Source organism: Citrobacter amalonaticus (genome assembly GCF_001559075.2).
GTDB lineage: Bacteria > Pseudomonadota > Gammaproteobacteria > Enterobacterales > Enterobacteriaceae > Citrobacter_A > Citrobacter_A amalonaticus_F.
On the sequence record NZ_CP014015.2, the window covers coordinates 2,400,476 to 2,413,491 of the forward strand.

Sequence of the window (13,016 nt, forward strand, 5' to 3'; positions counted from 1 at the left end):
TGCTGCTACCCCTTACTGCGCCTGCACGCGCAGCTCTGCTGCGCTACGACTACGGTGACCCAACAGTGCTTTCACATCACTGGACTTCGGTTTAACCAGCGCGAATTTGTTAGCGAAGGCTGACCAGTTAGCCAGAATCTCTTCTCCGCGCTGTGAACCGGTATGCTGCACGTGTTCGGTGATCAGGCCACGCAGATGCTCTTCGTGGATAGCCAGTTCGTCAACGCCCAACACTTCGACCAGTTCCGGGTTTACGCGTTTACGGAACTCACCATCTTCGTCCAGCACGTAGGCGAACCCGCCCGTCATACCCGCGCCGAAGTTCACCCCGGTTTTGCCGAGGATACAGACAATCCCGCCAGTCATGTATTCACACCCGTTGTCGCCAATCCCTTCCACCACGGTGATCGCGCCGGAGTTACGCACCCCGAAACGCTCACCCGCACGCCCTGCGGCATACAGACGACCACCGGTCGCGCCATACAGGCAGGTGTTGCCGATGATGCTCGCTTCATGGCTGCGGAAAGCGGAACCGACCGGAGGACGCACCGCCAGCAGACCGCCTGCCATACCTTTGCCGACATAGTCGTTAGCATCGCCGGTCAGGTACAGTTCCACGCCGCCCGCGTTCCAGACGCCGAAGCTCTGGCCTGCGGTACCGCTGAAGTGCGCTTTGATTGGGTCAGAGGCCAGTCCCTGATCGCCGTGGGTCTGGGCAATATATCCCGAGAGCGATGCGCCAACAGAACGATCGGTGTTACGAATATCGAACCAGAAGGTTTTGCTCTGGCGCTCATCGACATACGGTTTCGCCTGTTGCAGCAACTGCGCGTTCAGCACACCGTTATCGAACGGCGGGTTGTTTTCGGTGCAGTACAACGCTTTGCCGGGATGCGGCTCCGCGGTTTCCAGCAGTCGGGACAGCGCCAGTTTCTGCTGTTTGGCGGTAAATCCGTCCAGCTCTTTCAGCAGGTCGGTACGGCCAATCAGATCCACCAGGCGGGTTACGCCCAGGCTTGCCATCAGCTCGCGCACTTCACGGGCGATAAACTCAAAGTAGTTGGTCACTTTGAACGGCAGACCGTGATAGTGGTTCTTACGTAGTTTGTCGTCCTGGGTTGCCACACCGGTTGCACAGTTATTGAGATGGCAAATACGCAGATATTTACAGCCCAGCGCCACCATCGGGCCGGTACCGAAGCCGAAGCTTTCTGCACCGAGGATCGCCGCTTTGATGATATCCACGCCGGTTTTCAGACCGCCATCGACCTGCAAACGGATCTTATGACGCAGGCCGTTGGCGACCAGTGCCTGCTGGGTTTCCACCAGGCCCAGTTCCCACGGACAGCCCGCATATTTTACCGAAGAGAGCGGGCTCGCACCGGTGCCGCCGTCATAACCGGCGATAGTGATCAGGTCAGCGTAGGCTTTCGCCACGCCGGTGGCGATGGTACCGACGCCAGGTTCGGACACCAGCTTCACGGAGATCATCGCTTTCGGGTTCACCTGCTTCAGGTCGAAAATCAGCTGCGCTAAATCCTCGATAGAGTAGATATCGTGGTGCGGCGGCGGGGAGATCAGCGTCACACCCGGTACCGAGTAGCGCAGTTTGGCGATGTACGGGGTCACTTTATCACCCGGTAGCTGACCGCCTTCTCCCGGTTTTGCGCCCTGAGCGACTTTAATCTGAATCACGTCGGCGTTAACCAGGTATGCCGGGGTGACGCCGAAACGACCGGAGGCCACCTGCTTAATGCGTGACACTTTATTGGTGCCGTAGCGCGCCGGGTCTTCGCCACCTTCGCCGGAGTTGGAATTACCGCCGATGCTGTTCATCGCTTCGGCCAGCGCTTCATGTGCTTCCGGGCTCAGTGCGCCGATCGACATTGCTGCGGTATCAAAACGTTTGAACAGTTCGCTCGCCGGTTCGACGTCCTCGATGCTGACCGCGTCGTCGCCAGGATTAATCGCCAGCAGATCGCGCAGTGTCGTCGCGGGACGCTCGTTGACCAGTTTTGCGTATTCCTGATAGTCGCTGTATTCCCCACTCTGTACCGCCTGTTGCAGGGTACGTACCACGTCCGGGTTGTAGGCGTGGTATTCGCCGCCATGCACATACTTCAGCAGGCCGCCCTGCGAAATGGGTTTACGTGCCAGCCAGGCGCGTTTGGACAGGTTCAGCAGATCCTGCTGGAAGTCTGCAAAGCCCGCGCCGCCGATACGACTGACCACGCCCTGGAAGCACAGCGCAACGACATCATCATGCAGGCCCACCGCTTCAAACAGTTTGGAGCAGCGGTAGGAGGCGATGGTCGAGATGCCCATTTTGGACATGATTTTGTACAGCCCTTTATTGATGCCGTTACGGTAGTTCAGCATCACGGTACGGTAGTTTTTGGCGATCGCCTGCGTGTCGATCAGGCGGCCCAGCGTTTCGTACGCGAGATAGGGGTAGATGGCCGTCGCGCCAAAGCCCAGCAGCACGGCGAAGTGGTGCGGGTCACGCGCGCTTGCGGTTTCGACAATGATGTTGGCGTCGCAGCGCAGGTTCTGTTCTACCAGGCGCGTCTGTACTGCGCCGACGGCCATCGGGGCCGGTACCGGCAGACGATTCTTGCCGATATTGCGGTCCGTCAGCACCAACAGAACGGTGCCGCTGCGTACCATCTGCTCGGCGGTATCGCACAGCGCTTTGACCGTCTCTTCCAGTGTGGTTTGCGTCGCATCGAAGGTGATATCGAGCCGGTCGGCGCGATAGTGCTCTTCTTTCATCGTCGTGAGCTGCTGGAAATCAGAGTACAGCAGAATCGGTGATTTAAAGCTCAGCCGGTGTGCCTGGCCTTCCGCTTCGCAGAAGACGTTCATCTCGCGACCGATGCTGGTCGCCAGCGACATGACATGCGCTTCACGCAGCGGATCGATCGGTGGGTTCGTCACCTGGGCAAACTGCTGGCGGAAGTAGTCGTAAATGATGCGCGGCTGGCTGGAAAGCACGGCAAATGGGGTATCGTCCCCCATTGAACCGACCGCTTCCTGACCGTTTTCGCCGAGCACGCGGAGAACGGAATCCAGTTCTTCGGCGCTGTAGTTAAACTGTTTCTGGTAGCTGGCGAGCGTATCGTCGTCCAGTTCACGCTGGCCCACCTGATCGTCAGCCAGATCTTCAAACGGCACCAGGCGGCGGACGTTTTTCTCCATCCACTCTTTATACGGATGGCGGCTTTTCAGGTCGTCGTCCGTTTCGGCGGAGTGCAGAATGCAGCCGCCGCGGGTGTCGATAACCATCAGTTCGCCGGGGCCGACACGGCCCTTTTCGACCACTTCGTCAGGCTGGTAGTCCCAGATCCCGACTTCAGACGCGCAGGTGATCAGCTTGTCTTTGGTGATGACATAGCGCGCCGGACGCAGACCGTTACGGTCGAGGTTGCAGGCGGCGAAACGCCCGTCAGACATGACGATACCGGCCGGGCCGTCCCACGGCTCCATATGCATGGAGTTGAAGTCAAAGAAGGCGCGCAGATCCGGGTCCATATCCGGGTTGTTCTGCCAGGCTGGCGGTACCAGCAGACGCATGGCGCGGATGATGTCCATCCCGCCCGCCAGCAGCAGTTCCAGCATGTTATCCATTGAACTGGAGTCGGAGCCGGTTTCGTTAACGAACGGCGCGGCGTCGTGCAGATCCGGGATCAACGGGGTCTGGAATTTATAGGTACGGGCGCGGGCCCACTGGCGGTTACCGGTAATGGTGTTGATCTCACCGTTGTGTGCCAGATAACGGAACGGCTGCGCCAGTGGCCAGCGCGGCACGGTGTTGGTGGAAAAGCGCTGGTGGAACAGGCAGATGGCCGATTCCAGACGCAGGTCCGCGAGGTCCAGGTAGAAGCGCGGCAGATCCGCCGGCATACACAGACCCTTATAGATGTTGACCAGGTTTGACAGGCTACAGACGTAGAAGTCTTTGTCTTCCTGCAGTCGTTTTTCAATACGGCGACGGGCGATGAACAGGCGACGTTCCATATCGCGCGGACGCCAGCCCGCAGGGGCATTCACAAAAATTTGTTCAATACGCGGCAGGGAGGAGAGGGCGATTTCACCCAGTACACCTTCGTTGGTCGGCACATCGCGCCAGCCAACAATCGACAGGGTTTCCTGCTGAAGCTCTTCTTCGACAATACGGCGAGATGCGGCGGCCAGTTCAGGATCTTTGTTCAGGAAGATCATGCCGACCGCGTAGTTTTTGGCTAAACGCCAGCCGCGCTCTTCGGCAACGATGCGGAAAAAGCGGTCAGGTTTTTGCAGCAGCAGACCACAACCATCGCCGGTTTTACCATCTGCGAGGATTGCGCCACGGTGCTGCATTCGGGCCAGTGCGTGTATGGCGGTACGCACTACCTTGTGGCTAGGTTCGCCTTCTATGTGGGCGATCAGGCCGAAACCACAGTTATCCTTCTCAAGGGATTTATCGTACAACATATCAGTGAACCTCCCCAGGCTCTGCGGGACCCCCTTCCGATACCGTTTGCGCACGGGCACACCAAGAGCATGGCGACGGGGTTTGCGTGTCATACGCGTACCTCGCATTCGCCCTCTTTATCCATTTCGCTTAGGTCAAACAAGTTTGAGGACTTGCTGTCAGAGGGAATCTCAATTACTGCATAAATATGATGAGCACACCGCTCATCCAGAAAGCTTCCAGCGGATTTCCACGTTATCGGGAATCCACACACAGGTCAAATGGCAATCTTATTTCTCTAATAATGTGCTACAGAGCATATATCTTTATGAAAATATTAAGAATAATATCATTTTGACATTGAATTAACGTACTGGAAACGAGACGGGGAGTGTGATCTGTCTCACTGTCATAACCGCTTGTTAGCTCATGTCTCCGCTTTATTCGTCGTCAGATGTAGTGTTTTATGCTGGTTTGTTGCGGTATGGCATTTCATGATACTGTTTTTGCGCAATCGACGTCAGAAGATAAAAAAAATGGCCGGAGATAAGGAAAAGTAATTGGCTGGGTTGTGAATGAAATATCGTTTATTTTGACTGGATATGCAATTGATAAAAGCCTGCCGGGGCGATTGATCCAGGTCATCGCCGATAAGGGCTAAAAATGGCAGGCTTTGGCCTCTTTTCAAGGCGCGGTCTATCAGATTATGCAGTTACAGAAATTAGTCAATATGTTTGGTGGGGATCTTTCTCGGCGTTATGGGCAAAAGGTTCATAAACTGACGCTCCACGGCGGATTTAGCTGCCCAAATCGCGATGGCACCATCGGACGCGGCGGCTGCACTTTCTGTAATGTTGCCTCTTTTGCGGATGAAGCGCAGCAGCATCATTCGATCGCCGAACAACTCGCACGCCAGGCGCATCTGGTTAATCGCGCGAAACGCTATCTGGCCTATTTCCAGGCCTATACCAGTACCTTTGCTGAAGTGCAGGTGTTGCGCTCGATGTATCAGCAGGCGGTCAGTCAGGTCAGTATTGTCGGCTTGTGCGTGGGAACGCGTCCCGACTGCGTACCGGAGGCGGTTCTCGATCTGCTCTGTGAGTATAAAGACCAGGGCTATGAAATGTGGCTGGAGCTGGGGCTGCAAACCGCGCATGACAAAACGCTACACCGTATTAATCGTGGTCACGATTTTGCCTGTTATCAGCGCACGACCCGCCTTGCCCGTGAGCGCGGCCTGAAAGTTTGTTCGCACCTTATTGTCGGCCTGCCGGGAGAAGGGCAAACGGAATGCCTGCAAACGCTTGAGCGGGTGGTAGAGACGGGAGTGGATGGCATCAAACTGCATCCGCTGCACATCGTGAAGGGCAGCATTATGGCCAGGGCGTGGGAAGCAGGGCGTCTGAACGGGATTGAACTGGATGACTACACGCGAACCGCAGGCGAGATGATCCGTCATACTCCGCCGGAGGTGATTTATCATCGTATTTCAGCCAGCGCGCGCCGTCCCACGCTGCTGGCGCCGTTGTGGTGCGAAAACCGCTGGACCGGGATGGTGGAACTGGATCGTTATCTGAATGCGCATGGCGTACAGGGTTCTGCGCTCGGACGGGCATGGGTTCCGCCTGACGCCTGAACTATGACGGGCATTCGCATTTCTTGCACATTCTTCAACGTCTTGCCCAGAATTGAGTATTATTGTGCCAGGTTGTCGTAAAGGAAATCCCTGATGAAGCAAATTCGTATGCTGGCGCAGTACTATGTGGACCTGATGATGAAATTGGGTCTGGTGCGCTTTTCGCTGTTGTTGGCGTTAGCGCTCGTTGTGCTGGCAATTGTGGTGCAGATGGCGGTCACCATGGTGCTGCATGGACGGGTCGAACAGATCGATGTCATCCGCTCCATTTTCTTTGGTCTGTTAATCACCCCCTGGGCGGTCTATTTTTTGTCGGTGGTGGTGGAGCAACTGGAAGAATCCCGTCAGCGGTTATCCCGACTGGTGCAAAAGCTGGAAGAGATGCGCGAGCGCGACCTTAAGCTTAATGTCCAACTGAAAGATAATATTTCGCAGTTGAATCAGGAGATTGCCGACCGCGAAAAGGCAGAGGCGGAACGCCAGTCCACGTTTGAGCAGCTCAAAGTTGAGATCAAAGAGCGCGAAGAGGCGCAGATCCAGCTTGAACAGCAATCCTCCTTCTTACGTTCTTTTCTGGATGCCTCGCCGGATCTGGTTTTTTATCGCAACGAAGATAAAGAATTTTCCGGCTGTAACCGGGCGATGGAGTTGCTCACCGGCAAAAGCGAAAAACAGCTGGTGCATTTAAAGCCTGCTGATGTGTACTCGCCGGAAGCGGCCGAAAAGGTCATTGAGACCGATGAAAAAGTCTTTCGCCATAATGTGTCGCTGACCTATGAGCAATGGCTCGATTATCCGGACGGGCGCAAAGCCTGTTTTGAAATCCGCAAAGTGCCTTATTACGATCGCGTCGGTAAACGTCATGGTCTGATGGGTTTTGGTCGAGATATTACCGAGCGCAAGCGCTATCAGGATGCGCTTGAGCGCGCCAGCCGTGATAAAACTACCTTTATTTCCACTATCAGCCACGAACTGCGCACACCGCTGAACGGAATTGTCGGTCTGAGCCGCATTCTGCTGGACACTGACCTGACGACCGAGCAGGAAAAATACCTGAAAACCATCCATGTCTCCGCCGTGACGCTGGGGAATATCTTCAACGATATCATTGATATGGATAAGATGGAGCGGCGTAAGGTTCAACTGGATAACCAGCCGGTGGATTTCACCAGCTTCATGGCCGATCTGGAGAATCTCTCCGGCCTGCAGGCACAGCAGAAAGGACTGCGTTTTGTGCTCGACCCGACCTTGCCGCTACCGCATAAAGTGGTGACCGACGGCACGCGTCTGCGGCAGATCCTGTGGAACCTGATCAGCAACGCGGTGAAATTTACCCAGCAGGGCCAGGTGACCGTGCGCGTGCGTTACGATGCAGGCAGCATTCTGCACTTTGAAGTAGAAGATTCCGGCATCGGCATTCCGCAGGATGAGCAGGACAAAATCTTCGCCATGTATTATCAGGTGAAAGACAGTCACGGCGGAAAACCAGCGACCGGTACAGGCATCGGTCTGGCAGTCTCGCGTCGTCTGGCGAAAAACATGGGTGGAGATATCACCGTGGCAAGTCAGCCAGGTAAAGGCTCGATCTTCACCCTGACCGTCCATGCGCCAGCGGTGGCAGAAGAAGTTGAAGATGCATTTGAGGATGACGATTTACCGCTGCCGGCGTTGAATGTCCTGCTGGTGGAAGATATCGAACTGAACGTCATAGTGGCGCGCTCGGTGCTGGAAAAACTCGGCAATAGCGTGGATGTCGCCATGACCGGAAAAGCGGCGCTGGAGATGTTCGCGCCGGGCGAATACGACCTGGTGCTGCTGGATATTCAGTTGCCGGACATGACTGGCCTCGATATTTCACGCGAGCTGACCCAGCGCTATGCGCGTGAAGATCTGCCGCCGCTGGTAGCGCTGACGGCAAACGTCCTGAAAGATAAAAAAGAGTATCTGGATGCCGGTATGGATGACGTGCTGAGCAAGCCGCTGTCGGTACCGGCGTTAACCGCCATGATTAAGAAGTACTGGGATACCCAAGATGAGGAGGAGTGCACGGTGAAATCTGAAGAGAGCAGTAAATCGCAAGCGCTATTAGATATTCCGATGCTGGAACAGTACATAGAGCTGGTGGGGCCGAAACTGATTACCGATGGCCTGGCGGTGTTCGAGAAGATGATGCCAGGTTATTTAAGCGTTCTGGAATCCAATCTGACCGCGCGAGACAAAAAAGGCGTGGTTGAAGAAGGACATAAAATTAAAGGAGCAGCGGGTTCTGTTGGCCTCCGTCATCTGCAACAGCTGGGGCAGCAGATCCAGTCACCCGATCTTCCGGCATGGGAAGATAACGTGGGTGAATGGATTGAAGAGATGAAGCAGGAGTGGCAACACGACGTTGCGGTATTAAAGGCCTGGGTGGCAAACGCTGGAAAAAAATGACCCCGGCTTGACCGGGGTGCGCGAATACTGCGCCAACACCAGGGAAATCGTGGCTGCGCCGTAAGTTATAATTGTGATTTAAAAGGCGCAGCGCTCAAATTCGGGCCGCACGCAGTTAAGATAGCAAATCTTAAATGCTTTGTTACATGAATCAGTTAAATGTGTGAAGCGTAGCATTTTAATCACAATTATTAATGTGCTGCAGACAGTGGTGAAAAGGACATTTGAATGAAAAAAATTGGCGTAGTTCTCAGTGGATGCGGTGTGTATGACGGTGCTGAAATTCATGAAACCGTACTGACGTTGCTGGCCATTGCCCGCAGCGGCGCGCAGGCCGTCTGCTTTGCGCCTGACAAAGCGCAGGCCGATGTGATTAATCATCTGACGGGCGAACCGATGGCGGAAACCCGCAATGTGCTGATCGAAGCGGCCCGTATTACGCGCGGCAATATTCGTCCGCTTTCTCAGGCAGTCTCAGCAGATCTGGATGCGCTGATTGTTCCCGGTGGTTTTGGCGCGGCCAAGAATTTGAGCAACTTTGCCAGTCAGGGCAGTGAATGCCGGGTTGACCCGGATTTAGCCGGGCTCGCTCTGGCGATGCATCAGTCGGGCAAGCCGCTGGGTTTTATGTGCATCGCGCCGGCCATGCTGCCGAAAATCTTCGACTTTCCGCTGCGTCTGACAATCGGGACCGATATTGATACAGCGGAAGTGCTGGAAGAGATGGGGGCGGAGCATGTGCCGTGCCCGGTCGATGATATCGTCGTTGATGAAGACAATAAAATCGTCACCACGCCGGCCTATATGTTGGCGCAGGACATCGCTCAGGCGGCAATGGGGATCGAAAAACTGGTATCACGCGTGCTGGTTCTGGCGGAATGAAAAAAGGAGTCGCCGCCTTTCTGCGCCGGATAATTTTACGTGTCGTGCTGGTGCTCGCTGTATTCTGGGGCGGGGGCATCGCGTTGTTCAGCGTGATGCCGGTTCCTTTTTCCGCCGTGATGGCTGAACGTCAGATTGGCGCCTGGCTTCAGGGCGATTTTGGTTATGTCGCCCATTCTGACTGGGTGAGCATGGACGAAATCTCACCGTGGATGGGACTCGCGGTGATTGCCGCAGAAGATCAGACCTTCCCGGATCACTGGGGTTTTGACGTCGCCGCTATCGAGAAAGCGTTGTCACATAACGAACGTAATGAAAACCGCATTCGCGGCGCGTCAACATTGTCACAGCAAACGGTTAAAAATCTCTTTCTCTGGGATGGGCGTAGCTGGTTGCGGAAAGGGCTGGAAGCCGGACTTACCGTCGGTGTAGAGACTGTCTGGAGCAAGAAGCGGATCCTGACGGTCTACCTGAATATCGCGGAATTTGGTGATGGCGTATTTGGCGTCGAAGCCGCCGCACAGCGCTATTTTGGCAAACCGGCCAGCCGATTGACTCAGTCAGAAGCGGCGTTGCTTGCCGCGGTATTACCCAATCCTCTGCGCTTTAAGGCCGCAGCACCTTCAGGCTATGTGCGTAGCCGTCAGGCGTGGATACTGCGTCAAATGCGACAATTGGGTGGGGAGTCGTTTATGACCCGCCACCACCTGCATTAAATCTGCATTACGCCTCGCGCGAAGAGAGTGACAGCCCGCTGCGTTCTTTCGGATGGGCGTCTTTTTCCAGCGCGACGGCCAGTACCGGTTGGGCGATAAAACGCTGCCACAGTCTTTCCTGCTTACGATGGCAGAACCATTTTGACCAGGTCGCCAGCGGGATCAGCGTCCCTTCACCAATGTTATCGCACACTACCGGCACCACTTCCGATTCGCTGATACGGTGACAAAGAACGTTTTGTGGTTTCAGCGTCATGGTGACGATATGGTTGTCACGCAGGTAGCGTTTTAGCGTCTTCAGCAGATGACGTAGCACGACAAAGTCGTCTTCGTAACGACATTGTTTGGCAAATTCGGTGAGAGTGATGGACGGCTTGCCGTCGTAATCGGCAATCACATCGTAAACGTAACCCGTTCCGCAGTCGGTCTCGACCGTGCCGTAATAGCGCGGGATACCGCTCCAGTCTTTCAGGTAGCGAGAGAGGTGGGCATAGTACTTCAGTTCACGCTGTGTCTCTTTGTCGCCGCCCTGGCCACTGTTGTAAACGATCTTAATACAACGTTGGGCATCATCCGGATGCGCATAACACTTACGATGTCGTCCGGTGCCCAGGGGAGTCTCTGCTGATAAACGAATCATGAGTGATATCCTGGAAATATTTACTGACAATAATCCAGTATGAACACTCAGGTTAAATGAAACCTAAACGACTTATCTTAAGGTTTTCTTAAGGTAATTCTTAAGTGAAAAAGCGCACGAATTGTACAGTTAAGGGGAGCAAAAACGAAAAAAACGCCAGATGGCGTTTTCTGTGAGGGTATCCGTGGCGCGAGAAAACTCAGTCTTCGTCGAATCCCGAATTGAAAAGCGCGATGACGGCCGCCAGCGCTTCAACCTCTTGCGGGCCGGAGGCTTCAACTTCAATCTGTCGGCCTTTGGCGGAGTCCAGCATCAGCAATGCGATGACGCTGTTGGCTTCCGCTTCGGTGCCTTCATCATTTCGTAGCAGGACTTCCGCGTCAAATCCCTGCATTAATTCAAAGAGCTTCATTGCTGGCCGGGCATGCATGCCCAGCTTGTTCGTGATTTCAACAGTTTGCTTCACGGTCATGTTTTGCGTTTTTCCAGCGTACGATGGCGTGACTGTACGTTTTTACCGCGTGAGCGGAAGTAGTCTGCCAGCTGTTCTGCAATATACACCGAACGGTGTTTCCCGCCGGTACAACCGATAGCAACGGTCAGATAGCTACGGTTGTTGGTCTCCAGCATGGGTAACCATAGCTCAAGATAGCTGCGAGTCTGGTAGATAAAATTGTGTACTTCTGTGTGTCTGTCGAGGAAGGCAGCAACGGGCTTGTCGAGACCGGTCATCGGCCGCAGTTTCGGGTCCCAGTGGGGGTTTGGCAAAAAGCGGACGTCGAAAACATAATCGGCATCGATGGGGATCCCGTGCTTAAAGCCGAAGGACTCAAACACCATCGTCAGTTCACGTTCGCGTTTACCCAACAGGCGTGTCCGCAGCATTTCTGCCAGTTCATGCACCGACATTTCTGAGGTGTCGACGATCAGGTCGGCGCGAGAACGCAGCGGTTCCAGCAGGTCACTTTCCTGATCAATGGCGCTTTCCAGCGACAGGTTCTTGCTGGAGAGGGGGTGCAGACGACGCGTATCGCTGTAGCGACGAATCAACGTGTTGCGATCGGCATCGAGGAACAGCAGTTGCGGCGAGAACGCCTCGGGCAGGTTGTTCATCGCCTGCTCAAAAATTTCCGGCGACTCTGGCATATTGCGTACGTCAATGCTGACGGCAGCCGAAATCTGGCGTTCGGCAAGCGTGCGAGCCAGATCGGGTAACAATACTACGGGGAGGTTATCCACGCAGTAAAAGCCCATATCTTCCAGCGCGCGCAGGGCGACAGATTTACCTGACCCTGAACGACCGCTGACGATCATCAGTACCATGTACTGTTTCTCCTCACCACGACAAAAGGGGAGTTACGCTTCATCCTGACCGCCTTCGGTGTCAGTGATGATTTGATACAACTCTTCATCGCTCTGTGCGGCGCGCAGTCGACGGCAGATGGTTTTATCCGCCAGACGCTTAGCCACCAGCGATAGCGTATGCAGGTGCGTTTTGGTTTGATCCGCAGGCACCAGCAGGGCAAAAAGCAGATCAACAGGTTGATTATCAATCGCGTCGAAGGCGATGGGTGTTTCCAGTTGCACAAACACGCCGACGGCGCGCAGGGTATCTTCTTCCAGCTTACCGTGCGGGATGGCGATCCCATTGCCGATGCCGGTACTGCCCATTTTTTCGCGCGTCAGGATCGCTTCAAAAACGACCTGCGGCGGTAGACTGAGTTGTTTTGCAGCCAGTTCACTGATGATTTCCAGCGCGCGTTTTTTGCTCTGGCAGTGAACGGCACTGCGCGTACATTCCTGGTTAAGTACACTGCTCAGTTGTAGAGTCGTATCGTTATTTATCATAATTTCACCTAAGAATCCGTCCCACAACAGCGGAGCGGATTCGGAGCGCTAACTGTACAAATGGCCTGTTGTTCTGCACAACAGGCCGTCCTGCACCCGCTAACTGCCCGGACAATTAGTGTTGTTTCAATTTATCTTTGTGTTTGGTGAGCTGTCTTGCCAGCTTGTCAATTAAGCCATCAATGGCGGCGTACATGTCCTGACCTTCCGCGCTGGCGTGAATTTCGCCACCGTTTACATGCAGTGTTGCATCCGAGATGTGGGTGACTTTCTCCACTTTCAACACAATATAGACCTGATTGATCCTGTCAAAATACTGTTCGAGTTTGGCGAACTTGGTATTCACAAAATCACGCAGGGCTTCTGTGATCTCGACGTTGTTTCCAGTGATGTTGAGCTGCATAGTGTCTT

Annotated in this window: 10 protein-coding genes; 4 read left to right on the plus strand and 6 right to left on the minus strand. The window is 54.6% G+C overall.

Annotation, left to right across the window (positions count from 1 at the left end):
• Positions 1-12 precede the first annotated feature (12 nt).
• Positions 13-4,473: a glutamate synthase large subunit gene (gene gltB, locus AL479_RS11645; protein ID WP_061076166.1), complete on the minus strand. Its 4,461-nt coding sequence runs from the start codon at positions 4,471-4,473 to the stop codon at positions 13-15.
• A gap of 686 nt (positions 4,474-5,159) precedes the next feature.
• Between gltB and AL479_RS11655 the strand changes: the two genes are divergently transcribed.
• From AL479_RS11655 to mtgA, 4 genes are all read left to right on the plus strand, one after another.
• A complete protein-coding gene (locus AL479_RS11655; RefSeq protein WP_061077967.1) occupies positions 5,160-6,089 on the plus strand; it encodes a TIGR01212 family radical SAM protein in 930 nt (309 codons plus the stop codon).
• A 93-nt stretch (positions 6,090-6,182) separates the two neighbouring features.
• Positions 6,183-8,519 (plus strand): aerobic respiration two-component sensor histidine kinase ArcB, encoded by a 2,337-nt coding sequence (gene arcB, locus AL479_RS11660; RefSeq protein WP_061076167.1) that lies wholly within the window; start codon positions 6,183-6,185, stop codon positions 8,517-8,519.
• 228 nt (positions 8,520-8,747) lie between these two features.
• Positions 8,748-9,401 carry an isoprenoid biosynthesis glyoxalase ElbB gene (gene elbB / locus AL479_RS11665; protein WP_061076168.1) on the plus strand — a complete coding sequence of 218 codons (654 nt, stop codon included), beginning with the start codon at positions 8,748-8,750 and terminating at the stop codon, positions 9,399-9,401.
• Complete coding sequence (gene mtgA, locus AL479_RS11670) at positions 9,398-10,117, plus strand: monofunctional biosynthetic peptidoglycan transglycosylase (protein ID WP_061076169.1); 720 nt, start codon at positions 9,398-9,400, stop codon at positions 10,115-10,117. The genes elbB and mtgA overlap by 4 nt, the downstream gene beginning before the upstream one ends.
• A 7-nt stretch (positions 10,118-10,124) precedes the next feature.
• Here mtgA and yrbL read toward each other — a convergent pair whose 3' ends face one another.
• From yrbL to hpf, 5 genes are all read right to left on the minus strand, one after another.
• Positions 10,125-10,757 (minus strand): PhoP regulatory network protein YrbL, encoded by a 633-nt coding sequence (gene yrbL / locus AL479_RS11675; protein WP_061076170.1) that lies wholly within the window; start codon positions 10,755-10,757, stop codon positions 10,125-10,127.
• Between the two features lie 199 nt (positions 10,758-10,956).
• Entirely contained in the window at positions 10,957-11,229 is a 273-nt protein-coding gene (npr, locus tag AL479_RS11680; protein WP_042998307.1) for a PTS phosphocarrier protein NPr, read from the minus strand.
• Positions 11,226-12,080: an RNase adapter RapZ gene (gene rapZ, locus AL479_RS11685; RefSeq protein WP_012908509.1), complete on the minus strand. Its 855-nt coding sequence runs from the start codon at positions 12,078-12,080 to the stop codon at positions 11,226-11,228. The genes npr and rapZ overlap by 4 nt, the downstream gene beginning before the upstream one ends.
• A 33-nt stretch (positions 12,081-12,113) precedes the next feature.
• Positions 12,114-12,605: a PTS IIA-like nitrogen regulatory protein PtsN gene (gene ptsN, locus AL479_RS11690; RefSeq protein ID WP_042325036.1), complete on the minus strand. Its 492-nt coding sequence runs from the start codon at positions 12,603-12,605 to the stop codon at positions 12,114-12,116.
• Positions 12,606-12,720: 115 nt separating this feature from the next.
• Complete coding sequence (gene hpf / locus AL479_RS11695; protein ID WP_003025078.1) at positions 12,721-13,008, minus strand: ribosome hibernation promoting factor; 288 nt, start codon at positions 13,006-13,008, stop codon at positions 12,721-12,723.
• Positions 13,009-13,016: the final 8 nt, after the last annotated feature.